Here is a 23,968-nt window from a genome sequence, read left to right on the forward strand (position 1 = left end):
CCTGGCAGCGCCACTCAGATCCTACGACCTGATCCCGGCATGCCGGGATCAACCGTAAGTGCATCTGAAGTCTTTGGAGTGACCCGTGGCTGCCAACTGCGACGTCTGCGGCAAGGGGCCGGGCTTCGGCAACAACATCTCGCACTCGCACCGCCGTACGTCCCGCCGCTGGAACCCGAACATCCAGCGTGTGCGTACCGTGGTGGGCGGGACGCCGAAGCGCGTGAACGCTTGCACCTCGTGCATCAAGGCCGGCAAGGTCTCGCGCTGACGCTCAGCTAGCGCGCGGCCACTGCTGGTTCGCCGTAGAGAGCCGGTCCACCCCTGGTGGACCGGCTTTTTGCCGTGTCCGGAGGCTCAGGAACCGGCCCGGAACCGCCAGCCGTGATCCACCGGCCCGATCCCCCCGCCGAGCGCGAACCCGGCCGCGATCGCCCCGGTGACGTACTCCTTGGCCGCCGCCACCGCCTCCGGCACCGAGTGCCCCTTCGCGAGCTGTGACGCGATGGCGGAGGCGAGCGTGCAGCCCGTGCCGTGGGTGTGCCGGTTGTCGTGCCTCGGCGCCCGCAGCCAGTACTCCTCGGAGCCGTCCGTGAGCAGGTCCACGGCGTCCCCGGACAGGTGACCGCCCTTGATCAGCACCCACCGCGGCCCGTAGCCGAGCACGGCCGCCGCGGCCCGCCGCAGCTGCTCCTCCGACTCGACACGGACACCCGTCAGCTGGGCCACCTCGTCGAGGTTCGGGGTGGCGACCGTGGCCACCGGCAGCAGTTTCGTACGGACGGAGTCCAGCGCCGAGGCGGCGAGCAGGGAGTCGCCGTGCTTGGAGACGCCCACCGGGTCGACGACCGCCGGGGCGTCCGTGCCCGCGATCAACTCGGCGACCGTCTCCACGAGTTCGGCGGAGGCCAGCATGCCGGTCTTGACCGCCTGGACGCCGATGTCGTCGACGACACTGCGGTACTGGGCCCGCACCGCCTCCACCGGCAGCTCCCAAGCCCCCTGCACACCGACGGAGTTCTGCGCGGTCACCGCCGTGAGGACGCTCATGCCGTGCACGCCGAGCGCGAGCATCGTCTTCAGGTCGGCCTGGATGCCGGCGCCGCCGCCCGAGTCGGAGCCCGCCACCGTGAGGACGCCCGGAATCATGACTCCATGTCCCCGAAGTGGTCCCAGCCGCCCTTGCTGGTCCACGGCGCCCCGTCGACCGTCACCTGGGGCAGCGCCGAGGGGTTGAGGACCTCGCCGATGACCTTCCAGCGGGCGGGCAGCTTCACGTCCGGCGGGAACGTCGCCACGATCGCGTGGTCCTCTCCCCCGGTCAGCACCCACTGCATCGGGTCGACGCCGACGGCCTGCCCGATGTCGTTCATCTGGGACGGGATGTCGATCGCGCCGGAGCGGATGTCGATCCGCACCTTGCTGGCCTCGGCGATGTGCCCCAGGTCGGCGATCAGCCCGTCGCTCACGTCGCACATGGCGGTCGCCCCGAGCCCAGCGGCCGCCGGACCCGCGTGGTACGGCGGCTCGGGCCGCCGGTGCGCCTCCACGAACGCCCGCGGCGAACGGAACCCGCGCGACAGCACCGCGTACCCGGCCGCCGACCAGCCCAGCCAGCCGGTCACCGCGACGAGGTCGCCGGGCTGCGCGCCCGCCCGCGTCACCGGCTCCTGGTTGCGCAGATCGCCGAGCGCGGTGATCGACACCATGATCGAGTCGCCGCGTACGACGTCACCGCCGACCACGGCGGCACCGGCCACCTGGCACTCGTCGCGCAGGCCGTCCATCAGCTCGCTCGGCCACGTCACCGGCAGCTCGGCCGGGACGACCAGACCGAGCAGCAGCGCGGTCGGCACGGCGCCCATGGCGGCGATGTCGGCGAGATTCTGCGCCGCCGCCTTGCGGCCCACGTCGTAGGCCGTCGACCAGTCCCGGCGGAAGTGCCGGCCCTCGACCAGGATGTCCGTACTGGCCACGACCCTGCGGTCGGGCGCGGCCACCACGGCGGCGTCGTCGCCGGGGCCGACCCGGACCGCCGGGGTGGTGGTCAGACGGGAGGTGAGCTCCCTGATGAGCCCGAACTCACCGAGCTCACCAACAGTGCCCTTCATTGCCCTTTCTCCCCTTCTGTCCCTGTCCGTGCCCGGTCGCGAGGCCTCTCGGTCCTCGCTACGGTCGAAGTGACCGTCACGTTCTGCCGGACCTGCACCCCGGCGCGCAAGACCCGGCCCCCGCAGGTCTCCCCGCGGCGAGCGGCGACGCGATACCGTGGCGTTCCTTTTCCCCACATGATCCTCGTGGCCGCCCTGGAGGTTCCGTGGTACAGGCGTACATCCTGATCCAGACGGAGGTCGGCAAGGCGTCGACCGTCGCCGAGACGATCAGCAAGATTCCTGGGGTCATCCAGGCCGAGGACGTCACAGGACCGTACGACGTGATCGTGCGGGCCCAGGCCGACACCGTCGACGACCTCGGACGCATGGTGGTCGCCAAGGTCCAGCAAGTGGACGGCATCACCCGCACCCTGACCTGCCCGGTCGTCCATCTGTAGCCCCCGTCTACCCTGTGCCGGTGAACCCTTTCCGTCACCGGCACCGTTCTGTGTTCCGCGTTTTCTTCCGCATGCCCGCTCTCGCGCTGTTGATCACTGCCGCGGGCTGCTCCTCAGCAGACGACAGCGCGTCGGCGGCGGTTCCCAGTCCGGGCGCGAAGGCCACGGAACTGTGCCGGAACCTGGACAAGGTACTGCCAGCGAAGGTGGACGGAGAGCGTCGCGAGGATCCCGAGCCCCCGTCGGCGCTGACGGCGGGCTGGGGCAGCCCGGCGATCATACTTCGCTGTGGTGTGCCGCAGCCGCCCAAGATGGTCGATCCGAAGGTGGCGGACGGGCGGGATCCGGATGCGGTCGCCGGGGGTGTGAACGGGGTCGACTGGCTGATGGAGAAGCAGGACGGCGGGGGGTACCGGTTCACCTCGGCGAACCGTGAGGTCTACGTCGAGGTGACGGTGCCGGAGGGCGTCGACAGCTCCGGGGCCCTGATCGACCTGGCGTCGGCCGTGAAGAAGGCGATCCCCTCGGGGATCGCCTCCTGAAGGCCGTGCTGGGAATGCCGTAACGCCTTGGATGCCGTCCCGGGCCCGGCCTAGCGAAGTCCCGTGGAACGGCGCAGTGCCGCCTGCACCAGACGGTCCACCAGCTCCGGGTAGCTCACCCCGCTCTCCTGCCACATCTTCGGATACATCGAGATGGGCGTGAAGCCGGGCATCGTGTTGATCTCGTTGATCACGAACTCGCCGTCCTCGGTGAGGAAGAAGTCCGCGCGGACCAGGCCCTCGCAGGACGCCGCCTCGAAGGCGTCGACCGCCAGGCGCTGCACCTGAGCCGTCTCCTCCGGGGTCAGCGGCGCCGGCACGATCCCGGGCGTCGAATCGATGTACTTGGCCTCGAAGTCGTAGTACGCGTGCTCCTCCGGGGAGGGGATCTCGGCGGGGACGGAGGCCCGGGGGCCGTCCTCGAACTCCAGGACGCCGCACTCGATCTCGCGGCCCCGCAGCGCCGCCTCCACGAGGATCTTCGGGTCGTGCCGCTGGGCCTCGGCGATCGCCTCGTCGAGTCCGGAGAGGTCGTCGGCCTTGGTGATGCCGATCGACGAACCGGCGCGCGCGGGCTTCACGAACAGCGGCCAGCCGTGCTCGCCGGCGAAGTCGACGATCTTCTTGCGGGCGGCCGGCTCGTCCTGCTGCCACTCGCGGGGCCGGATCACCAGGTACGGGCCCACCTTCAGCCCGAAGGAGGTGAACACCCGCTTCATGTACTCCTTGTCCTGGCCCACGGCCGAGGCGAGCACACCCGAACCGACGTACGGGACGCCGGAGAGCTCCAGGAGGCCCTGGAGGGTGCCGTCCTCGCCGTAGGGGCCGTGCAGCACCGGGAAGACCACGTCGACCTCGCCGAGCGCCTTGGGGACCGATCCGGGCTCGCTGTAGACGACTTCACGGTTGGCCGGGTCGACCGGGAGGATCACTCCGCCCTCGTCGGACTCGGCGAGCAGGTCGACGCTCGGCTGGCGCCGGTCGACGATCGCCATCCGCTCCGGTTCGTCCGCCGTGAGCGCCCAACGGCCGTCCTGGGTGATGCCGATCGGCAGGACGTCGTACTTCGTCCGGTCGATGGCCTTGAGGACGGCGCCGGCGGTGACCACGGAGATCCCGTGTTCGGAGCTGCGCCCGCCGAACACGACGGCCACACGCGGCTTGCGAGGCGGCTGCTCGGGGCTCTGGGGGAGGTTCTCGGTGCTCATATCGCGTTGAGAGTACCCGTTGGTAGGGCCGGGATACAGCGCCCTCGACCCGCGTCGCTCAGCGTCGTTCCGGCTTCGCGCTGCGCGACATCAGCTCCTTGAGGGCCACCACCGGAGGCTTGCCCTCGTGCACGATGCCGACGACCGTCTCCGTGATGGGCATGTCGACGCCGTGCCGACGGGCCAGATCCAGCACCGATTCGCAGGACTTGACGCCCTCGGCGGTCTGCTTGGTGACCGCGATGGTCTCCTGGAGCGTCATGCCCTTGCCGAGGTTGGTGCCGAAGGTGTGGTTGCGGGACAGCGGCGAGGAGCAGGTGGCCACCAGGTCGCCCAGGCCCGCGAGTCCGGAGAAGGTCAGCGGGTCGGCGCCGAGCGCGATGCCGAGCCGCGTGGTCTCGGCGAGACCGCGGGTGATGAGCGAGCCCTTGGCGTTGTCGCCGAGGCCCATGCCGTCCGCGATGCCGACGGCCAGGCCGATGACGTTCTTGACCGCGCCCCCGAGTTCACAGCCGACGACGTCGGTGTTGGTGTACGGGCGGAAGTACGGGGTGTGGCAGGCGGCCTGGAGCCGCTGGGCGACGGCCTCGTCGGTGCAGGCGACCACGGCGGCGGCCGGCATCCGCGCCGCGATCTCGCGGGCCAGGTTGGGTCCGGTGACCACGGCGATGCGGTCCGGGCCCACCTTGGCGACGTCGTCGATGACCTCGCTCATCCGCATCGCGGAGCCGAGTTCGACGCCCTTCATCAGCGACACGAGGACGGTGTCGGGCGCGAGCAGCGGGCTCCACTCGGCGAGGTTGCCGCGCAGGGTCTGCGAGGGGACCGAGAGGACCGTGAAGTCGGCGTCCGCGGCGGCTTCCGCGGGGTCCGTGGTGGCCCGGACGTTCTCCGGGAGTTCCACGCCCGGGAAGTAGTCGGGGTTGGTGCGGGTGGAGTTGATCGCCTCCACGAGCTCCGGGCGGCGCCCCCACAGGGTGACCTCGCACCCGGCGTCGGCGAGCACCATGCCGAAGGCCGTGCCCCACGAACCGGCGCTCAGGACCGCCGCCTTGACCGGCTTGCTCACTTGCCCAGCCCCTCTTCCTGTGCCGACTGTGCCGGCTGTGCCGTGTGCGCCGACTGCACCGGAGACGCCGCCTGCTGCCCGCCCCGCGGTGTCTGTGTCTGCGCCTGGGTGCGGCGCCGCTGTTCGATCCGCTCCCGGCGCGGGTCGTAGGGCGTCTCGGGCGCCTTCTCGCCGCGGATCTCCTCCAGCTGCCGGGTGATCGCGGCCATGATGACCTCGGTGGCCTCCTTCAGCAGCTCCGCGGTCATCTCCCGGTCGTAGAACCGCGAGAGGTCCACCGGCGGTCCGGCGAGCACGCGGTGCGTCTTGCGCGGCAGGAGGTGCGGCTTCTTCGCGTACGGCGGCAGCAGTTCGTTGCAGCCCCACTGGGCGACGGGGATCACCGGGCACTTGGTCTGGAGGGCGACGCGCGCGGCCCCGGTCTTGCCGGTCATGGGCCAGCCCTCCGGGTCCCGGGTGAGGGTGCCCTCGGGGTAGAAGGCGACGCATTCCCCGCGGTCCACGGCGTCGATCGCGGCCCGGAAGGCGCTCAGCGCGTCCGTGCTCTCGCGGTAGACGGGGATCTGCCCGGTGCCGCGCATCGCGGCGCCGACGAATCCCTTCTTGAAAAGCCCGCTCTTCGCGAGGAATCGCGGGACGCGCCCGGTGTTGTACTGAAAGTGCGCGTAAGCGAAGGGGTCGATGTGCGAATTGTGATTCACCGCGGTGATAAATCCACCCTCGGCCGGAATGTGCTCCATTCCGCGCCAGTCCCGCCTGAGCAGAACCACCAGCGGCGGTTTGCAGATCACCGCGGCGAAGCGGTACCAGAAGCCGATTCTGCGGCGGGGCACGCGGACACCTTCCTCTAGGGCCTGAAGCGGGGGCCATGGGGGGCCGCACAAGTGTCGCCCCAGGCCGCCGGTCTGTCGAGAACACCGTACGCCCCGACACGCCGGGCACCGGTGGCCCCGGGTGACAATGACCGCGACAAGAGAGGGACGGAACACCTGTGCAGTGGACCTTGGTCGTACCCCTGAAGCCCCTGGCCCAGGCCAAGAGCAGGCTCGCGGACACCGCGGACGACGGGCTGCGGCCGGACCTGGCGCTCGCCTTCGCCCAGGACACGGTGGCGGCCGCGCTGGCCTGCCCGGCGGTACGGGATGTGGCAGTCGTCACGGACGACGCCCGGGCGGGCCGTGAGCTGTCCGCACTGGGCGCCGCGATCATCCCCGACGAGCCGGGAAGCGGCCTCAACGCCGCCCTCGCACACGCGGCGGGGGCCGTCCGGTCCGCACGTCCCGAAAGTCCGGTGGCCGCGCTGAACGCCGACCTGCCGGCGCTGCGTCCGCCGGAATTGGCCCGGGTACTCGATGCCGCCGCTGAATTCCCGCGCGCTTTTCTCCCGGACGCGGCCGCAATCGGTACGACCCTGCTGGCCGCCGGCCCCGGTCGGCCATTGTTCCCTGCATTCGGTATCGATTCCCGCGCCCGGCACCGCGCGTCCGGGGCCGTGGAACTGTCCCTCGCCGCCGTGGACTCCGTACGCCAGGACGTGGACACCGGCGACGACCTGCGCACCGCGCTGGCCCTGGGGGTCGGCCCTCATACGGCCGCGGCCGCCGCGCGGTTGCTGATACCCGGGCAGTAGGCTGCGGCCATGCAGGCGACCGCGTACACGTACGACCCCGAAAGCCGCAGCGGGCAGGTGCTCCTGGACGACGGCACCCCGGTGCCCTTCGACGCGGCGGCGTTCGACGCCGGCGGTCTGAGGCTGCTGCGCCCGGGGCAGCGGGTGCGGATCGAGGTGGAGGGCGCGAAGGAGGACCTGCGGATCACTCTGGTGACCCTCCAGACCCTCTGACCACTCCATGAACACACCGCGGGCCGGACTCCGTACGGAGTCCGGCCCGGCGCGTGAGTGCCCCTGCGCCCCTACTTCTTGCGGGCGGTGGTCTTCTTCGCGGTGGTCTTGCGCGCCGTCGACTTCTTGGCGGGCGCCTTCTTGGCGGTCGCCTTCTTCGCCGGTGCCTTCTTGGCGGTGGTCTTCTTCGCGGCGGTGGTCTTGGCCGTGGTGGTCTTCTTGGCCGGGGCCTTCTTCGCCGTGGTCTTCTTGGCCGCCGCCGTCTTGGTGGTGGCCTTCTTCGCGGTCGTCTTCTTCGCCGTGGTCTTCTTCGCGGCGGCCGTCTTGCTGGTCGCCTTCTTCGCGGCGGCCTTCTTGACCGTCGCGCCGGCGCCGCCGGTCAGGCTGCCCTTGGGCGCCTTCTTGACGGAGACCTCGCCGCCACGCGGCAGCTTCTTCGAGCCGCTGACCAGGTCCTTGAAGCCCTGGCCCGCGCGGAAGCGCGGAACGGAGGTCTTCTTGACCCGAACCCGCTCGCCCGTCTGGGGGTTACGGGCGTAGCGGGCCGGACGGTCGACCTTCTCGAAGGAACCGAAGCCGGTGACGGAGACCCTCTCACCAGCGACGACCGCGCGGACGATGGCGTCCAGTACATGGTCGACAGCGTCGGCGGCCTGCTGTCGGCCGCCCATCTTGTCGGCAATCGCTTCTACGAGCTGCGCCTTGTTCACGTCTTCCCCTTCGGAGACATCGCCAGAACGAAAGTGTTCAAGCTTTTTCGCACGTTAGGCAGATATATACCGCAAATCAAACACGAAACGGGCTTATCACCCTTGTGCCGCAGCGAACTCGACGGTGTCGTCCGGTTCAGCGTTCCTCGTCGGGGAGACGTCCCTCGTCGAGGTCCGCGGTGAACCGATCCAGCCGCCTTGCCGCGTCGGCGAGATCGTGCTTGGCCGCGGCCGTAATGACCAGCAGCTTCCGGGTCAGCGCCATCCGTACGCCCTCCGGGACTTGCAGTGCGCGCACCCTTGCGTGCGCTTCCTTGAGTTGGTCCGCGACTGCCGCATAGAGCTCGAGTTGGCCGTCGTGTTCCATGCACAGATTGTGCCATCTGGGGCGAGTTGTCGCCTGCGCAGGGGACAACTGCCGCCTCAAACGGCCTTCCGGGCGCACACGGAGGTCACGGCTGTACACCTCGCGTACCCCAACAACCACCGGCATAACGTGGGAAGTTGATGGGCCGGGTCAGGGCGGGCAGGGCCGTTCGGGTGCAGAAACGGCTGTACCCCCGATCGGGCTGATCGGGGGTACGGAGGGGGTGTTGCGGTGGCCGAAAGTCGCCTTGTTCAGGGGCGGCGGATCGTGCTCCGGATCAGACCGGGAGCGTCCGCGGCTTGAACGACGGGCGCTTCGCCTCGTACGCGGCGATGTCCGCCTCGTTCTGGAGCGTGATCGAGATGTCGTCGAGGCCGTTCAGCAGCCGCCAGCGGGCGTTCTCGTCCAGCTCGAAGGAGGCGGTGATGCCCTCGGCGCGGACCTCGCGGGCGACCAGGTCGACGGTGATCTCGGCCTGCGGGTCCTTCTCGGTGAGCTCCCACAGCGCGTCCACGATCTTCTGCTCCAGAACGACCGTGAGCAGGCCGTTCTTGAGCGAGTTGCCGCGGAAGATGTCGGCGAAGCGGGAGGAGATCACGGCCTTGAAGCCGTAGTTCTGCAGCGCCCAGACGGCGTGCTCGCGGGAGGAGCCGGTACCGAAGTCGGGGCCGGCGACCAGGACGGTCGCGCCCTGCCGCTCGGGCTGGTTGAGCACGAACGACGCGTCCTTGCGCCAGGCCTCGAACAGCCCGTCCTCGAACCCGTCCCGCGTGACCTTCTTGAGCCAGTGGGCAGGAATGATCTGGTCGGTGTCGACGTTGCTGCGGCGCAGCGGGACGGCCCGGCCGGTGTGGGTGGTGAAGGCTTCCATGGTTCTCAGACTCCAGCGGGCGTACGGGTGTCGGCGGCGGACAGGTCGGCCGGGGAGGCCAGGTGGCCCAGGACGGCGGTAGCGGCCGCGACCTGCGGCGACACCAGGTGCGTCCGGCCGCCCTTGCCCTGCCGGCCCTCGAAGTTGCGGTTGGAGGTGGACGCGGAGCGCTCGCCCGGGGCCAGCTGGTCGGGGTTCATGCCCAGACACATCGAGCAGCCCGCGTGCCGCCACTCGGCGCCGGCCTCCTTGAAGACGACGTCCAGACCCTCGGAGACGGCCTGGAGACCGACCCGCGCGGAGCCCGGGACGACCAGCATCCGTACGCCGTCGGCGACTTTGCGGCCCTTGAGCAGCTCGGCCGCGGCGCGCAGGTCCTCGATGCGGCCGTTGGTGCAGGAGCCTACGAAGACGGTGTCCACCTTGATGGAGCGCAGCGGCTGACCGGCCTCCAACCCCATGTATTCCAGGGCCTTTTCGGCGGCGTAGCGCTCCGATGCGTCTTCGTACGAAGCAGGGTCGGGGACGGACGCCGAAAGCGGTGCGCCCTGGCCGGGGTTGGTGCCCCAGGTGACGAACGGCGACAGTTCGGCGGCCTCGATGACGACCTCGGCGTCGAACTCGGCGTCCTCGTCCGTCCTCAGCGTCTTCCAGTACTCGACGGCGGCGTCCCAGTCCGCGCCCTCGGGGGCGTGCGGACGGCCCTTGAGGTACGCGAAGGTGGTCTCGTCCGGGGCGATCATGCCCGCGCGGGCGCCGGCCTCGATCGACATGTTGCAGATGGTCATGCGCGCTTCCATCGAGAGCTTCTCGATGGCCTCGCCGCGGTACTCCAGGACGTAGCCCTGGCCGCCGCCGGTGCCGATCTTCGCGATGATCGCCAGGATCAGGTCCTTGGCGGTGACACCCTCGGGCAGTTCGCCGTTGACCGTGATCGCCATGGTCTTCGGGCGGGACATCGGCAGCGTCTGGGTGGCCAGCACGTGCTCCACCTGGGAGGTGCCGATGCCGAACGCCAGCGCGCCGAAGGCGCCGTGCGTGGAGGTGTGGGAGTCGCCGCAGACGACGGTGGTGCCCGGCTGGGTCAGGCCCAGCTGCGGACCGACGACGTGCACGACGCCCTGCTCGACGTCGCCCAGCGGGTGCAGCCGCACGCCGAAGTCGGCGGCGTTCTTGCGCAGCGTCTCCAGCTGGACCCGGGAGACCGGATCCGCGATCGGCTTGTCGATGTCGAGGGTGGGGGTGTTGTGGTCCTCGGTCGCGATGGTGAGGTCGAGGCGCCGCACCTTGCGGCCGCTCTTGCGGAGGCCGTCGAAGGCCTGCGGGCTGGTCACCTCGTGCAGCAGGTGCAGATCGATGAAGAGAAGGTCGGGCTCGCCCTCCGCGCGCCGGACGACATGGTCGTCCCAGACTTTCTCCGCGAGTGTCCTACCCATCGCTGTTCCCTCCGGCCGACGACGATCCGCCGGCCCAACTAGAGATCTTGAGGAGGCGGGCCCGCGCCCCTGCGTTTCCGGGCAACCGCCGCCAGGCCCGTACGTCACGGGCCGCTGTGACTTCGTGTCTTCCAGAGTGGCGGGTTCCACGAGAATTTGAACTTGCGTTTCACAGAGTGAGACGCGAGTATCGTTTCATGGACAACAGTAGCGGCGTCGGCGTTCTGGACAAGGCGGCCCTCGTCCTGAGCGCTCTGGAGTCCGGTCCGGCCACCCTCGCGGGCCTGGTCGGCGCCACCGGACTGGCACGACCCACGGCCCACCGCCTGGCCGTGGCGCTGGAACACCACCGCATGGTGGCGCGCGACATGCAGGGCCGTTTCATTCTCGGCCCTCGCCTGGCGGAACTGGCCGCGGCCGCGGGTGAGGACCGTCTCCTCGCCACCGCGGGCCCGGTGCTCACCCACCTCCGTGACGTCACGGGCGAGAGCGCGCAGCTCTACCGCCGCCAGGGCGACATGCGCATCTGCGTCGCCGCGGCGGAGCGTCTGTCCGGACTGCGGGACACCGTCCCGGTCGGTTCGACGCTCACCATGAAGGCCGGCTCCTCGGCGCAGATCCTGCTGGCCTGGGAGGAGCCGGAGCGGTTGCACCGCGGCCTGCAGGGCGCGCGCTTCACGGCGACGGCCCTGTCGGGCGTACGGCGGCGGGGCTGGGCACAGTCGATCGGTGAGCGCGAGCCGGGGGTGGCGTCCGTTTCCGCGCCGGTGCGGGGGCCGTCCAACCGTGTGGTTGCCGCCGTGTCGGTGTCCGGCCCCATCGAGCGCCTCACGCGGCACCCGGGCCGGATGCACGCCCAGGCCGTGATCGATGCGGCGGGGCGCCTCTCCGAGGCCCTTCGGCGCACGGGCTGAGCGTTTCGGGGAAGGTCGGCCTCAACGCCGCGGCAGGCTTTCCCCGACCAGGCGCCATGGCAGCTCGGGCTTTCATGTCGGCCGCCGGCCCTCAGTGGTTGATCGCGCAGTTCCCCGCGCCCCTTCAGGGCGTACACAGAAGGCCCCTCACCGAGGTGAGGGGCCTTCGTCATGTGTACCCCCGACCGGATTCGAACCGGCGCTACCGCCTTGAGAGGGCGGCGTGCTAGGCCGCTACACAACGGGGGCGTGGACTCTGCGTTTCCGCAGGTCCGAGCTGGTCTACCTGGACTCGAACCAAGACTAACTGAACCAGAATCAGTCGTGCTGCCAATTACACCATAGACCAATGTGGTTTAGACCAGTCAGTACCCCCGACCGGATTCGAACCGGCGCTACCGCCTTGAGAGGGCGGCGTGCTAGGCCGCTACACAACGGGGGCCCTAGCAGTCCCGAGATGATCGTCGATCTTTCGGAACCAGTACCCCCGACCGGATTCGAACCGGCGCTACTGCCTTGAGAGGGCAGCGTGCTAGGCCGCTACACAACGGGGGCTTGCGGATCGGAATCCGCTGGTGCAGATGAGCTCTGCGAGCTGGCCTACCTGGACTCGAACCAAGACTAACTGAACCAGAATCAGTCGTGCTGCCAATTACACCATAGGCCACTGGAACGCAAGCCCCTGAGGGGGATTTTGTTCTAGTACTGCGCCTGGGGCTCCTGCCTTCCGGCCCGCTCCCCGCGGCGCAGGAAGAACATTACCTGAAGGTGGACGGGGCTCCAAAACGACTATCCGTGCCGAGCAGAGACGGCAGTTCGGCGAGGGAGGCGATGCGGTGCGGCCCGACGGGCGGATCGATGGTGGCGTACGCGCCCCCGCGGTCGATCCACACCGACAGCAGCCCGGCGTCGGCGGCACCCCGTCCGTCGATCTCCGGGTGGTCGCCGACGTAGGCGACCTGGTGCGGCGGCAGGCCGAGGGCCTCGCAGGCGGCGAGGAACGCGCGGGCCTCGGGTTTGGAGACGCCGAGCTCGGCCGCGCACAGGATGCTCTCGAAGCGGTCGTGGACGCCGAGGACGCGCAGTTTGCGGTCCTGGACGTGGAGGCTGGAGTTGGACAGCACGGCGTGTCGGTGGCTGGCGGCGAGGGCGTCGAGGACGGGCAGGACGTCCGGGAAGAGGGCCCAGACCGCCTCGTAGTGGGTGATGTACCGCTGGAACCACGCGTCGGCCTCGGCGTCGGTGAGGTCCTGGCCGAGGAACACTCGTACGCGGTCGCGCCGCTGGTCCTCGAAGGTGGCCTCACCGGCCGCGAAGCGCGCCCACTGCACGTCGGTGATCTCCCGCCAGCGGGCGATGGCCTGCTCGACGGTGTCGTAGTCGTCGAGCAGGCCCTCGGCGGTCAGGTGGGCGCTCATGCCGAGGCGGTCGGCGGTGGTGTAGTCGAAGAGGGTGTCGTCGACGTCCCAGACCACGGCGTGGATCCTCATGGTCCGACCGTACCCACTGCCGCGGGTCCTCAGCCCAGGGTGATCGTGCCGGAGAGCGTGAGGTCCGGGCCCTGGCCGTCGCGGGGGTGGGCGGTGAGCCGCCAGGTGAAGGGCCCGGACCCGGCTCCGGCGCCGGTGTCGGTGGTGCCGTCCCAGGCGGGGCGTACGGCGGCCCCGGTGGAGCTGCCGGTCAGCGTGCGGAGGACCGTGCCGGAGCCCGTGGTCAGGGCCAGGGTCCAGGTGGACGGCTTGTTCAGCTGCCAGACCGGTGCCCAGGGCATCGACCTGCCGATCACGGAGGGCGAGTAGACCTGGGCCTCCATCTGCGCGAGCGGTGAGGTGGGGACGCCGCTGGGGACGATCGAGACCTCGCCGTACGTGCCGTTGAGGTAGGCGATGTGACCGCCGAAGCGGTCGACGGCCCAGCGGCCGTTGCTGCCACCGGTGTTCTGGTCGGTGGCCGGCAGTTTCACCAGGGTGCGGGTGGTCGCCGTGCCGGTGTGGAAGTCGGTGAGCAGCAGGTCGTGGGTGGTGCGGTTCTCGCGGAGCAGGAAGCCGTCGGCGAGGCGGGCCGGGCCGTGGTCGGCCGGGACCGTGATCTTCCGGTTGGTGGCGCGGTCGTAGACGCCCGCCGTGCCGCCGCAGGATTAGTACAGCCAGGTGTTGACGGCCTGGATGTCGGTGGGGGTGCAGGGGGCGCCGGTGGCGATGGTGGTGGTCGTCCCGGTCTTGAGGTTGCGGCCGGTGACCACGCCCTGGGTGCTGCCCGGGGTCCACAGTGTCTGGCCCCAGACGGCGGCGGCGGTGCGGTCGCGGGTGAGGGTGGTCTCGCCGCCGGTCGCGGCGCGCGGGAAGTCCACGAGCCGCTGCTTGCCGGAGGCGCCGTTGTAGAGCACGTAGCGGCCGGTGCCGCCGGCGATGCGGCCGCCGGAGTCACCGTCCGTGGGCCCGCTGAGGGTGGTGGTGGTGTCGAGGCCGACGTTGAGGACGGATTCCTGGCCTGCGGAGTTGGTCCACAGGTAGCCGACCCGGCCGTCGCCGAGGGCCTCCAGCTGGGGGCAGGCGGCGTCGCCGGTGAGGCAGGTGGACGCGCCAAGGGCGGGGCTCCGGGGAGTCTGTGCGCCGGTGGGCCGGCCGTCGGCATCCAGCTGGAAGCCGCTGTAGCGCAACGCGCCGCCCGCCGTCGTCGCGCCGTAGAGGAACAACTCGCCGCCCGCGACGGCCAGTCCCTGCACCCCGGTCGAGGCGGCGGGGACCCGGGCCACCTCGGTGGTGGTGAGGCCGCCGCTGTCGGTGGGAGTGATCCGGTGGATGTTCCAGTCGAGGCTGGAGGGGCCTGCGGTGGCCAGCGCTCCGCCGTCCAGGGTCGGGCCGATGCCGCCGAACGACGAGGTGAGCACCGTGCTCTGGGCGCCGGTGACGAGGGAGCGTGCGGTCAGCGCGGGGTCCGTGCCGCCCAGGACGAAGTCCGGGTTGCCGAGAAGGAGCTGGTCGCCGACCACGGCTTCGAGCTGGGCGCCGATCCTGGTGAGGGCGGTGGGCTCGGTGCCGGGTTCGGCGTCCACCCGGATCGCCTTCCAGTCGGCGACGAGCCAGCGGTCGTTGAAGGCGAGCTGCGGGGTGGCCTCGTCGCTGGTGACGTACGTGCGGAACGCGCCGTCGGCGAGGTCGACCAGGCCCACGGACGTCTTGCCGTCCAGCACGTAGACGATCGCGAGGCGGCTGACCGAGCCGCCGGTGCGGTAGACGACGGGCCGGGCGCCCGCGGGGAAGCCGGTGACCGGGGTGTCCACGGTGAGGGTGCCCTCGACGGTGCGCAGCACGTGCAGGGCGCCGGTGCCGTCCATGGTCAGCACGCTCCAGCCCGCGGCGGCCCGGTAGGCCTGGCCGGTGGGGATCGTGACGGTGGCGGTGACGCCCGTGGAGCGGTGTCTCTGGGTGACGGTCTGGCCGTCGCGGGTGTTCACCACGTCGGTACCGCTGGCCAGGTCGTCCGGGCCGGCGTGGGCGGGCGGGACCGTGTCGGGGTAGTCCACGGTGGTGACCGAGGTGGTCCCCGGCCGGTACTGGAAGCCGGACGCGCCGGCCCACGGGTAGTCGACGGTCACGCGCTTCTCGGTGGCGAGCCGCACCGTGCCGACGGGCGCGTCGGCATCGGGCGCCGCCTGCGCCGGTGCGGTCAGCACGGTGCAGGACAGGGCCACGACCCCGCCGACGGCCGCGTGGACAAGTCTTCGTGAACGGCTCATGTTCCCTCCCCGGTACCAGGACACACACGCGCACCGTGTGCACAGGGGGCATCCAATGTCCCCTCCGGGGACGGGAGTTGGCCGGAACGGTGAACTCCGGGTGACGGCTGGGCGGACACGGCGAGGGCGGCGCCCGAACCGGACGCCGCCCTCGTCGGGTGGGTGCTTCGCGTTACGCGGCCAGCTTCGCCAGCGCCGCGTCGATCCGGGCCAGGGTGGTCTCCTTGCCCAGGACCTCCAGGGACTCGAACAGCGGCAGCCCGACCGTGCGGCCGGTGACGGCGACACGGACCGGGGCCTGGGCCTTGCCGAGCTTGAGGCCGTGGGCCTCGCCGGCGGCCAGGACGGCCTCCTTCAGCGACTCGGCGGAGGTCCAGTCGGCCGCCTCCAGCTTCTCGCGGGCGGTGCGCAGCAGGGCGTCCGAGCCCTCCTTCATGGCCTTCGTCCAGCTGGCCTCGTCCGCCACCGGCTCCGGCAGGAACAGGAAGTCGACGTTGTCGGTGATCTCGGAGAGCACCTTGAGGCGGGTCTGGGCGTGCGGGGCGATGGCCTGCCACTTGGCCTCGTCGAAGGCCTCCGGCGCCCAGGGGGCGAACGGCGCCTGGAGCCACGGGCGGCAGCGCTCGGTGAAGTCCTTCACGTCCAGCATGCGGATGTGGTCGCCGTTGATGGCCTCGCACTTCTTGAGGTCGAAGCGCGCCGGGTTGGGGTTCACGTCGGAGATCTCGAACGCGGCGATCATCTCGTCGATGGTGAACACGTCCTGGTCGGCCGAGAGGGACCAGCCGAGCAGGGAGAGGTAGTTGAGCAGGCCCTCGGGGAGGAAACCGCGCTCCCGGTAGAGGTTGAGGGAGGACTGCGGGTCGCGCTTGGAAAGCTTCTTGTTGCCCTCGCCCATCACGTACGGCAGGTGGCCGAAGGACGGGATCTCCTTGGCGATGCCCAGCTCGATCAGCGCCTTGTACAGGGCGATCTGGCGCGGGGTGGAGGAGAGCAGGTCCTCGCCGCGCAGGACGTGGGTGATCTCCATCAGGGCGTCGTCGACCGGGTTGACCAGCGTGTAGAGCGGGGCGCCGTTGGCGCGGACGATGCCGTAGTCCGGGACGTTCTCGGGGGTGAAGGTCAGCTCGCCGCGGACCAGGTCCGTGAAGGTGATCGTCTCGTCGGGCATGCGGAAGCGGACGATGGGCGCACGGCCCTGGGCCTGGTACTCCTCGACCTGCTCGGCGCTCAGGTCACGGCAGTGGCCGTCGTAGCCGGAGGGCTTGCCGGCGGCGCGGGCGGCCTCGCGGCGGGTGTCCAGCTCCTCCTGGGAGCAGTAGCAGCGGTAGGCGTGGCCGGCGTCCAGGAGCTTGGCCGCGACGTCCTTGTACAGGTCCATGCGCTGGGACTGGCGGTACGGCGCGTGCGGGCCGCCGACCTCGGGGCCCTCGTCCCAGTCGAAGCCCAGCCAGCGCATCGAGTCGAGCAGCTGGGTGTACGACTCCTCCGAGTCGCGGGCCGCGTCGGTGTCCTCGATGCGGAAGACCAGGGTGCCCTGGTGGTGCTTGGCGAACGCCCAGTTGAACAGGGCGGTGCGCACCAGGCCCACATGGGGGTTACCGGTGGGCGACGGGCAGAAACGGACGCGTACGGGGGAGCCGGGTGCGCTAGCCACGCTTGACAACCTTGTTGGTGAGAGTGCCGATGCCTTCGATGGTGACGGCGACCTCGTCGCCGACGTTGAGCGGGCCGACCCCAGCCGGGGTGCCCGTGAGGATCACGTCGCCGGGGAGCAGCGTCATGGCCTCGGAGATGTTGACGATCAGGTCCTCGATGGAGTGGATCATCTCGCTGGTGCGGCCCAGCTGGCGCTGCTGGCCGTTGACCGTGAGCTGGATGGTGAGGTCGCTCGCGTCCAGGTCCGTCTCCACCCAGGGGCCGAGCGGGCAGGAGGTGTCGAAGCCCTTGGCCCGGGCCCACTGCTTCTCGCGCTTCTGGACGTCGCGGGCGGTGATGTCGTTGGCGCAGGTGTAGCCGAAGATCACGTCCTTGACGCGCTCGCGCGGGACCTCGCGGCACATCCGGCCGATGACCACGGCCAGCTCGGCCTCGTGGTGCACCTCCGCCGAGAAGGAGGGGTACTGGATCTCGTCGCCGGGGCCGATCACCGAGGTGGACGGCTTGAAGAAGGCGAAGGGGGCGTCGGGCACCTCGTTGCCCAGCTCGCGCGCGTGCTCCGCGTAGTTGCGGCCGAAGGCCACGACCTTGTTGGGCAGCACCGGTGGCAGCAGCCTGACCTTGCCGACCGGCACCTTCGTGCCGGAGAGCTCGAAGTCCGCGAACGGGATGCCCTTGATGATGTCCAGGACGAGCTCGTCCTGCTGCTCGCCCTCGATGGCGCCGAAGGCGACGTTCCCGTCGATGGAGAATCTGGCGATGCGCACGGGATGCTTGGCCCCTTGACTGAAGCGGCTGGAGTCTGACGCTCCAGGCTAACGCGGGGAGGGGTCCGTGCCGCGCGCATTACGAAGGGGCGCCGCCGTCGCCGGTGGCGCCCCTCGATGTTCTTGTCCCGCCGCCGTGAGCATCCGGCGGCCGGTGCGCGTATTACCCGGTGTCACTCCGCGGCAGCGGCGGCCGCGACGGGGACCTCGGTGAGGATGGTGCGCTTGGGGTTGGCAGTCTGGGTGGGGAGTTCGACGCGGTGCTCCGGCTGCTCCGGCGTCTGCAGTTCGTCGGCGTCGTCCAGGTGCGCCAGCGTCGTGCGTCGCGGGTTGGCGATCTTGTGGAACATCGTCGTCGTCTTCACTGTTTACTTGACCCTGTTCTGTGACGGGCGCCGGGAGGGCGCGGAGGACCCTCGTACAGGCGCGGGTTGTCGGTTTTGCCATCTCTGTAAAGCGTCAGGCTAAACATGGGATTCCCGGCGCGATTACGGGGTGGCCATGATCAGCATGTGAGTTTTCTCACGACTCAGGGGGCGAATCGGTCAATCCGGGCTCGTGTCTCACCCCAACGAAACGGACATTGACCCACTGAAGCGCTCATTCCGCTGCTGATCATGGCGACTGGGACACCCGTCGCGCCTCGGCGACTCGCGGGCATACGCCCGAAATGGACTAACTCACTTTCTACGTCCGGTGATTCGTCACTCACGTGGTGTCACCTATGTCACGGCCTGGCCTACGAGCCTTGTTGGAGATCCTGTGCTGTGCTGGAATGCCACGGACCGCCGCAGGATCGAGCCGGCGCACAGGGGGCGCACAGACGCGCCGAGTGGCGGCCAGAAGGGGGAGCCAGCGCCGGTCACTCAAGACCACCACGGGGGCGTACTCAGGGCGTCCCCAGAACGCCGACACCGTGCCCCGCCGTTCACGCGATGGGGCGCCTGGTCCAGAGGTTGCGACGCTAGTGCAGGGACGTTTCAAGAGGGATGGCAGCGCTTCGGCGGAGCCGGAGCCGCACGGCGGGACTGGCCCCAAAACGGGCAGCCCCTCGCCCCAGCACGCCCAGAACCAGGGCCCGGCCGGTGACGGCGGAGGGCGCCCCGGCGCGTCGGCCCCCGCGGGGTCCGCGAGCCCGGCTCCGGCCCTGAAGCCGCCGGCGGGTCCGACGGGCCCCGGCCCGCGAATAGCCCTGCGCAACTGGCGCATCTCGACCCGTCTGGTCTCGCTGCTCGCCCTCCCGGTGGTCGCGGCCACCTCGCTGGGCGCGCTGCGTATCAACCAGTCCATGGACGACATCCAGCAGCTCGACAACATGAAGCTGCTGACGGACATGACCAAGCAGGCCACCGAGCTGTCCGCCGCCCTCCAGGAGGAGCGCGACCAGTCGGCCGGCCCGCTCGCGCACGGCGGCAAGGCGACCGACTTCACGGTCAAGGGTCTTCGCGAGAAGACCGACCGGGCGAGGAAGAACTTCCTCGACAGTTCCGAGGAGATCGACAGCACCAGCAAGGACGGCAACCTCAAGGGCGTCCGCGAGTACCTCGTCCAGCTCGCCGGCGAGCTCGGCGACCTGGAGCAGATCCGCAAGGGCGCCTACGCCTCCGAGGGCAACTCCACGCAGACGATCGAGGCGTACCACCGTCTGATCGAGAACCTGATCGACCTCTCCCAGGACATGGCCGAGGCGACCAGCAACCCGGACATGATCCAGCGCACGCGTGCGCTCGCGGCGTTCTCCTCCGCCAAGGAGTACTCCTCGATCCAGCGCGCGGCCCTGGCGGCGGCGCTGCCCGCGAGCAACACCACGACCGGCAAGCTCTCGCCGAACGACCGGCTCTACGCCGAGTCGGCCCTGGAGAGCCAGAACTCCGAGCTCCGCAGCTTCAAGAGCATCTACGGCGAGGACGCCGCCGCCGAGCTGCTCAAGCCGATCGAGGACGGCGGCAACTCCACGATCAAGGCGACCGACACCTACGCGGGTCGTGCCCTGGTCTCCGCGAGCGGTCTCGCCCAGCAGGACAAGCGGTCCTACCGCGACTGGCTGGACGACAGCTCCACCAAGATCCAGCAGATGAAGAACATCGAGCACACGCTGCTCGAGGAGATGGAACAGAAGGCCCGCGAGCTGCGCAGCGCCACCGAGCGCGACGCGATCATCTCCGGTGCGCTGATCCTCATCGTGCTCGGTGTGTCGCTGGTCGGCGCCTTCGTCGTGGCCCGCTCCATGATCCGCTCGCTGCGCCGCCTGGAGGAGACCGCGACCAAGGTCGCCTCCGACCGTCTGCCCGAGCTGGTCAAGCAGCTGTCCGAGTCCGACCCGCAGGACGTCGACACGTCCGTGGAGTCGGTCGGTGTGCACTCCCGGGACGAGATCGGCCGAGTGGCCGCGGCCTTCGACGACGTGCACCGCGAGGCGGTCCGCCTCGCAGCCGAGCAGGCCCTGCTGCGGGGCAACGTCAACGCGATGTTCACCAACCTCTCGCGCCGCTCCCAGGGCCTCATCCAGCGTCAGCTGTCGCTCATCTCCGAACTGGAGTCCCGCGAGGCCGACCCGGACCAGCTGTCCTCGCTGTTCAAGCTCGACCACCTCGCCACGCGTATGCGCCGTAACGGTGAGAACCTGCTGGTTCTCGCGGGTGAGGAGCCGGGCCGCCGGTGGACCCGTCCGGTCCCGCTGGTCGACGTGCTCCGTGCCGCCGCGTCCGAGGTGGAGCAGTACGAGCGCATCGAGCTGGCCGCCGTGCCGACCACCGAGGTGGCCGGCCGGGTCGTCAACGACCTCGTGCACCTGCTCGCCGAGCTGCTGGAGAACGCGACCTCGTTCTCGTCGCCGCAGACCAAGGTCAAGGTCACCGGTCACGCCCTGCCCGACGGCCGGGTGCTGATCGAGATCCACGACACCGGCATCGGTCTGTCGCCGGAGGACCTCGCCGCGATCAACGAGCGGCTCGCCTCTCCCCCGACGGTGGACGTCTCCGTCTCCCGCCGCATGGGTCTGTTCGTGGTCGGCCGGCTGTCGCAGCGGCACGGCATCCGCATCCAGCTGCGCCCGTCCGACTCCGGTGGCACGACCGCGCTCGTCATGCTGCCCGTCGATGTCGCCCAGGGCGGCAAGAAGCCCCAGCCCAAGCAGGGCGGTCAGCCGCCGGTCGGCGGTGGCGGTCCGGCCGCCGCGCAGGCCGCCGCCGGTGCGGCCGCGGCCCGGCGTGCCGCCGGTGCCGGCCAGGCGGGCGGTGGCGCCCTCGGGCCCGGCGGCTCCGGTGGCCCCGGCTACGGCGGCGGTGCGCCGTCCGGTGGTGGCCGGCTCGGTGCCGGCCAGGGTCCGCGGGCCGCGCTGCCCGGGCGGGACGCGGACGGTGGCCGGCCGGGCGGCGGGCGCGGACCGCAGGGTCCCGACAAGTCCCCGTCGCTGTTCGAGCAGAGTGGTCCGCCCGCGCCCCCGCAGGGCCGCCCGGCTCCCGCCGGTGCCGGGTTCGGGCAGGCGCCCGGTGCTCCGCAGGGACTGCAGGCCGCGGGTACGAACGGGCCGCAGGGCCAGGACGGCTACGGCGGTGGCCGGGGTGCGCAGCGCCCGGGCAACTCCGAGCAGGGCCAGGGCCAGGGTCGTCGGCCGCAGCTGCCGCCGCGCGGCGGTCCGCGGGCCGAGCTGCCCGGCGGCGGTGAATCGCAGCCCCGCGTGCCGAGCTGGAGCGACGAGAACGCCCAGCCGTCGGTGCCGCGTGCCTCGCTGGACACCCCGCGCGGGCACGAGGAGCCGGATGCCTCCCGGACCTCTCCGATGCCTCGGATCGACGACCGGCAGGGCCCGGGCTCGACGGCGGAGATCCCCGCCGTCCCGCGCGACGACGACCGGCAGGGCCCCGGCTCTCCGGCCGACTTCGGCCCGCGCGGCCCCCAGCGCTCGGACCGGTTCGGCCTTCCCGGCACGGACGGCTCGCAGGGCTCGGGCCAGTTCGTCCGCCCGGACGTCTTCGGCGCCCCGGGCGGCCGCCGCGACCCGTCGTCCACGACGGGCCAGTACGCGGCCCCGCAGTCCTACGACAACGGCTCGACCGACCAGTACCCGGCTCAGCGCCAGGACAGCGGCTCGACCGGGCAGTACCCGGCTCCGCAGTCCTACGACAACGGCTCGACCGGGCAGTACCCCGCGCCGCGCCAGGACAACGGCTCCGGCCGGCCCACCCTCCCCGGTCCGGCCACCCCGGCCGACCCCGCGGGCACGGGCCAGTTCGAGCGGCCGCAGGTCAACGGCGCCCGCGGCGGGGCCGACTTCGGCGCCCCGCGTCCGCCCGCCCCGCAGGGACGGCCCACGCGGCAGGAGCCCGAGGCCCTGCCGCCGGCGACCGGTCCGGGCGACGGGCGTACGCCGCTGTACGACACCCTCGAGACCAACTGGTTCCACGGGCAGCAGGAGCAGCAGCAGCCGGCGCAGAGCAACGGCTCCGCTCCGGCCCCGCAGCAGCCGCAGGAGACCGGCGGTCCCCAGCGGTCCGCCTCCGCCGGCTGGCGCAGCTCGCCGAACGACGACCTCGTCCGCCAGGCCGAGCGCGTCCGCCAGCCCGCGGCCGGCGGTGTCACCACCTCCGGCCTGCCGCGCCGGGTGCCCCGGGCGAACCTCGTTCCGGGCACGGCGCAGCAGCAGCCCCAGCAGAGCGGTCCGCAGATCTCGCGTGCCCCCGATGACGTACGCGGTCGGCTGACCAATCTCCGCCGCGGTATTGCACAGGGTCGTCAGGCCGGGTCCACCCAGACCGGCAGCTTCCCTCGGCCCTCTCACCAGCAGGAGCGTTAGTTGAGTCCGATGAGCCAGGCGGCACAGAACCTCAACTGGTTGATCACCAACTTCGTGGACAACACCCCCGGGGTGTCCCACACCGTCGTCGTGTCCGCCGACGGTCTCCTCCTGGCGCTGTCGGAGGGCTTTCCGCGCGACCGCGCGGACCAGCTCGCGGCCGTCGCCTCCGGTCTGACGTCCCTGACGGCAGGCGCCTCCCGGATCTTCGAGGGGGGCGACGTCGCGCAGACGGTCGTGGAGATGGAGCGGGGATTCATGTTCCTCATGTCCATCTCGGACGGCTCGTCGCTGGCCGTCCTCGCTCACCCCGACTGTGACATCGGCCTCGTCGGCTACGAGATGGCGCTCCTGGTCGACCGCGCGGGCGCGGTCCTCACCCCCGACCTGCGAGCTGAGCTCCAAGGCAGTCTGCTCCATTGATCGGCCCCGGCACCACCCGTCTCACCACATCACCGTCCGGCCGCCACACACCCCCCACAGGCCTCGTCAGACGGCTCGACTGAACCGACTTGCTGTCCCGCCCGGAGGACCCATGACCCCGCCCCCCGCCTCTCATGATCCGTACGCGGAGCCGTACGAGGACGAGGGCGACCAGCCGCTGGTACGGCCGTACGCCATGACCGGCGGCCGGACCCGGCCGCGTTACCAGTTGGCCATCGAGGCACTGATCAGTACGACCGCCGACCCCGCGGCGCTCATGGGGCTGCTCCCGGAGCACCAGCGCATCTGCCACCTGTGCCGTGAGGTGAAGTCGGTCGCCGAGGTCTCGGCGCTGCTCAACATGCCGCTCGGTGTGGCCCGGATCCTGGTCGCGGACCTCGCGGAGGCCGGTCTCGTCGCGATCCACCAGCCGGGCGGCGACGAGGCCACCGGCGCGCCGGACGTGACACTGCTCGAAAGGGTGCTCAGTGGACTTCGCAAGCTCTGACGCGGGTCGCTCCACCACCTCCGCGAAGATCGTGGTGGCGGGCGGCTTCGGTGTCGGCAAGACCACGTTCGTCGGTGCCGTCTCGGAGATCAACCCGCTGCGTACCGAGGCCGTGATGACCTCCGCCAGCGCGGGTATCGACGACCTCACCCACACCGGGGACAAGACCACCACCACGGTGGCCATGGACTTCGGCCGTATCACCCTGGACCAGGACCTGATCCTGTACCTGTTCGGTACGCCGGGCCAGGACCGCTTCTGGTTCATGTGGGACGACCTGGTGCGCGGCGCCATCGGTGCCGTCGTCCTGGTGGACACCCGCCGTCTCGCCGACTGCTTCCCGGCCGTCGACTACTTCGAGAACAGCGGCCTGCCCTTCGTCATCGCCCTCAACGGCTTCGACGGTCAGCAGCCCTACACCCCCGATGAGGTGCGGGAAGCCCTCCAGATCGGCCCCGACACCCCCATCATCACGACGGACGCCCGGCACCGGTCCGACGCGAAGAGTGCGCTGATCACGCTGGTCGAGCACGCTCTGATGGCACGGCTGAGGTAGCACCCAATTC

25 protein-coding genes and 5 tRNA genes are annotated in these 23,968 nt (G+C 70.7%); 10 read left to right on the plus strand and 20 right to left on the minus strand.

Translation table 11 applies throughout. From position 1 onward, the window contains the following. Positions 1-85: 85 nt before the first annotated feature. A complete protein-coding gene (gene rpmB / locus SCNRRL3882_RS11390) occupies positions 86-271 on the plus strand; it encodes a 50S ribosomal protein L28 (RefSeq protein WP_003993230.1) in 186 nt (61 codons plus the stop codon). Between the two features lie 86 nt (positions 272-357). Here the strand turns inward: rpmB and thiD are convergent, their stop codons facing one another. Beyond that, entirely contained in the window at positions 358-1,149 is a 792-nt protein-coding gene (gene thiD, locus SCNRRL3882_RS11395) for a bifunctional hydroxymethylpyrimidine kinase/phosphomethylpyrimidine kinase (RefSeq protein ID WP_010044557.1), read from the minus strand. Beyond that, positions 1,146-2,111, minus strand: coding sequence for a thiamine-phosphate kinase (locus tag SCNRRL3882_RS11400; RefSeq protein WP_010044559.1), 966 nt, complete (start codon positions 2,109-2,111; stop codon positions 1,146-1,148). The genes thiD and SCNRRL3882_RS11400 overlap by 4 nt, the downstream gene beginning before the upstream one ends. A gap of 206 nt (positions 2,112-2,317) precedes the next feature. On the opposite strand from SCNRRL3882_RS11400, the gene SCNRRL3882_RS11405 reads away from it, so the two are divergent. Together SCNRRL3882_RS11405 and SCNRRL3882_RS11410 are read left to right on the plus strand one after the other, a co-directional pair. After that, positions 2,318-2,551 (plus strand): Lrp/AsnC family transcriptional regulator, encoded by a 234-nt coding sequence (locus SCNRRL3882_RS11405; RefSeq protein WP_003997603.1) that lies wholly within the window; start codon positions 2,318-2,320, stop codon positions 2,549-2,551. 20 nt (positions 2,552-2,571) lie between these two features. Then, entirely contained in the window at positions 2,572-3,093 is a 522-nt protein-coding gene (locus SCNRRL3882_RS11410; protein ID WP_418952384.1) for a DUF3515 domain-containing protein, read from the plus strand. A gap of 50 nt (positions 3,094-3,143) precedes the next feature. Here SCNRRL3882_RS11410 and SCNRRL3882_RS11415 read toward each other — a convergent pair whose 3' ends face one another. The 3 genes from SCNRRL3882_RS11415 to SCNRRL3882_RS11425 are packed head-to-tail and all read right to left on the minus strand — an operon-like array spanning position 3,144 to position 6,203. Then, a complete protein-coding gene (locus tag SCNRRL3882_RS11415; RefSeq protein WP_010044566.1) occupies positions 3,144-4,301 on the minus strand; it encodes a D-alanine--D-alanine ligase family protein in 1,158 nt (385 codons plus the stop codon). 58 nt (positions 4,302-4,359) lie between these two features. Beyond that, positions 4,360-5,370, minus strand: coding sequence for an NAD(P)H-dependent glycerol-3-phosphate dehydrogenase (locus SCNRRL3882_RS11420; RefSeq protein ID WP_010044568.1), 1,011 nt, complete (start codon positions 5,368-5,370; stop codon positions 4,360-4,362). After that, the gene (locus tag SCNRRL3882_RS11425) at positions 5,367-6,203 is read right to left on the minus strand and encodes a lysophospholipid acyltransferase family protein (protein ID WP_010044570.1); all 837 of its coding nucleotides are present in this window, start codon (positions 6,201-6,203) and stop codon (positions 5,367-5,369) included. The genes SCNRRL3882_RS11420 and SCNRRL3882_RS11425 overlap by 4 nt, the downstream gene beginning before the upstream one ends. A gap of 158 nt (positions 6,204-6,361) precedes the next feature. On the opposite strand from SCNRRL3882_RS11425, the gene cofC reads away from it, so the two are divergent. After that, positions 6,362-7,000 carry a 2-phospho-L-lactate guanylyltransferase gene (cofC, locus tag SCNRRL3882_RS11430; protein WP_010044573.1) on the plus strand — a complete coding sequence of 213 codons (639 nt, stop codon included), beginning with the start codon at positions 6,362-6,364 and terminating at the stop codon, positions 6,998-7,000. Between the two features lie 9 nt (positions 7,001-7,009). After that, positions 7,010-7,213, plus strand: coding sequence for a hypothetical protein (locus SCNRRL3882_RS11435; RefSeq protein ID WP_010044574.1), 204 nt, complete (start codon positions 7,010-7,012; stop codon positions 7,211-7,213). A 71-nt stretch (positions 7,214-7,284) separates the two neighbouring features. Here the strand turns inward: SCNRRL3882_RS11435 and SCNRRL3882_RS11440 are convergent, their stop codons facing one another. The 4 genes from SCNRRL3882_RS11440 to leuC all read right to left on the minus strand — a co-directional run bounded on the left by SCNRRL3882_RS11440 (position 7,285) and on the right by leuC (position 10,597). After that, positions 7,285-7,923, minus strand: coding sequence for an HU family DNA-binding protein (locus tag SCNRRL3882_RS11440; RefSeq protein WP_010044576.1), 639 nt, complete (start codon positions 7,921-7,923; stop codon positions 7,285-7,287). Positions 7,924-8,059: 136 nt separating this feature from the next. Next, positions 8,060-8,290 (minus strand): hypothetical protein, encoded by a 231-nt coding sequence (locus SCNRRL3882_RS11445; protein WP_010044578.1) that lies wholly within the window; start codon positions 8,288-8,290, stop codon positions 8,060-8,062. 277 nt (positions 8,291-8,567) lie between these two features. Then, positions 8,568-9,161, minus strand: coding sequence for a 3-isopropylmalate dehydratase small subunit (gene leuD, locus SCNRRL3882_RS11450; RefSeq protein ID WP_010044579.1), 594 nt, complete (start codon positions 9,159-9,161; stop codon positions 8,568-8,570). A gap of 5 nt (positions 9,162-9,166) precedes the next feature. Beyond that, complete coding sequence (gene leuC / locus SCNRRL3882_RS11455; protein WP_010044583.1) at positions 9,167-10,597, minus strand: 3-isopropylmalate dehydratase large subunit; 1,431 nt, start codon at positions 10,595-10,597, stop codon at positions 9,167-9,169. A 197-nt stretch (positions 10,598-10,794) separates the two neighbouring features. Here leuC and ndgR point away from each other — a divergent pair, with 197 nt between their 5' ends. Continuing rightward, the gene (ndgR, locus tag SCNRRL3882_RS11460; RefSeq protein ID WP_010044585.1) at positions 10,795-11,511 is read left to right on the plus strand and encodes an IclR family transcriptional regulator NdgR; all 717 of its coding nucleotides are present in this window, start codon (positions 10,795-10,797) and stop codon (positions 11,509-11,511) included. A gap of 176 nt (positions 11,512-11,687) precedes the next feature. Here the strand turns inward: ndgR and SCNRRL3882_RS11465 are convergent. From SCNRRL3882_RS11465 to SCNRRL3882_RS11515, 11 genes are all read right to left on the minus strand, one after another. Then, positions 11,688-11,760, minus strand: a tRNA-Glu gene (locus SCNRRL3882_RS11465). Between the two features lie 28 nt (positions 11,761-11,788). Next, positions 11,789-11,860, minus strand: a tRNA-Gln gene (locus SCNRRL3882_RS11470). Between the two features lie 20 nt (positions 11,861-11,880). Next, positions 11,881-11,953 (minus strand) — tRNA-Glu (locus tag SCNRRL3882_RS11475). A 40-nt stretch (positions 11,954-11,993) separates the two neighbouring features. Continuing rightward, a tRNA-Glu gene (locus SCNRRL3882_RS11480) sits at positions 11,994-12,066 on the minus strand. Positions 12,067-12,106: 40 nt separating this feature from the next. After that, positions 12,107-12,178 (minus strand) — tRNA-Gln (locus tag SCNRRL3882_RS11485). Between the two features lie 91 nt (positions 12,179-12,269). Then, on the minus strand, positions 12,270-13,001 hold the full coding sequence (locus SCNRRL3882_RS11490; RefSeq protein WP_029181505.1) for an HAD family hydrolase: 732 nt from the start codon (positions 12,999-13,001) through the stop codon (positions 12,270-12,272). A 29-nt stretch (positions 13,002-13,030) separates the two neighbouring features. After that, complete coding sequence (locus SCNRRL3882_RS11495; RefSeq protein ID WP_029181506.1) at positions 13,031-13,474, minus strand: hypothetical protein; 444 nt, start codon at positions 13,472-13,474, stop codon at positions 13,031-13,033. A 174-nt stretch (positions 13,475-13,648) separates the two neighbouring features. Further along, a complete protein-coding gene (locus SCNRRL3882_RS11500; protein WP_158688447.1) occupies positions 13,649-15,250 on the minus strand; it encodes a hypothetical protein in 1,602 nt (533 codons plus the stop codon). A 172-nt stretch (positions 15,251-15,422) separates the two neighbouring features. Then, complete coding sequence (gene gltX, locus SCNRRL3882_RS11505) at positions 15,423-16,907, minus strand: glutamate--tRNA ligase (protein ID WP_029181508.1); 1,485 nt, start codon at positions 16,905-16,907, stop codon at positions 15,423-15,425. Then, positions 16,900-17,676 (minus strand): fumarylacetoacetate hydrolase family protein, encoded by a 777-nt coding sequence (locus SCNRRL3882_RS11510; protein ID WP_010044591.1) that lies wholly within the window; start codon positions 17,674-17,676, stop codon positions 16,900-16,902. The genes gltX and SCNRRL3882_RS11510 overlap by 8 nt, the downstream gene beginning before the upstream one ends. A 173-nt stretch (positions 17,677-17,849) precedes the next feature. Continuing rightward, a complete protein-coding gene (locus SCNRRL3882_RS11515) occupies positions 17,850-18,041 on the minus strand; it encodes a hypothetical protein (RefSeq protein WP_020270047.1) in 192 nt (63 codons plus the stop codon). Between the two features lie 602 nt (positions 18,042-18,643). Between SCNRRL3882_RS11515 and SCNRRL3882_RS11520 the strand changes: the two genes are divergently transcribed. From SCNRRL3882_RS11520 to SCNRRL3882_RS11535, 4 genes are all read left to right on the plus strand, one after another. Beyond that, positions 18,644-22,471, plus strand: a complete 3,828-nt coding sequence (locus SCNRRL3882_RS11520) for a nitrate- and nitrite sensing domain-containing protein (protein ID WP_102514784.1) — start codon at positions 18,644-18,646, stop codon at positions 22,469-22,471. A 9-nt stretch (positions 22,472-22,480) separates the two neighbouring features. After that, the gene (locus tag SCNRRL3882_RS11525; RefSeq protein WP_029181510.1) at positions 22,481-22,894 is read left to right on the plus strand and encodes a roadblock/LC7 domain-containing protein; all 414 of its coding nucleotides are present in this window, start codon (positions 22,481-22,483) and stop codon (positions 22,892-22,894) included. A gap of 112 nt (positions 22,895-23,006) precedes the next feature. Next, positions 23,007-23,402: a DUF742 domain-containing protein gene (locus tag SCNRRL3882_RS11530; protein ID WP_010044602.1), complete on the plus strand. Its 396-nt coding sequence runs from the start codon at positions 23,007-23,009 to the stop codon at positions 23,400-23,402. Further along, complete coding sequence (locus SCNRRL3882_RS11535) at positions 23,383-23,958, plus strand: GTP-binding protein (RefSeq protein ID WP_102514785.1); 576 nt, start codon at positions 23,383-23,385, stop codon at positions 23,956-23,958. Before SCNRRL3882_RS11530 ends, SCNRRL3882_RS11535 begins: the two co-directional genes overlap by 20 nt. Positions 23,959-23,968 lie beyond the last annotated feature (10 nt).

The organism is Streptomyces chartreusis NRRL 3882 (assembly GCF_900236475.1).
GTDB classification, from domain to species: Bacteria; Actinomycetota; Actinomycetes; order Streptomycetales; family Streptomycetaceae; genus Streptomyces; species Streptomyces chartreusis_D.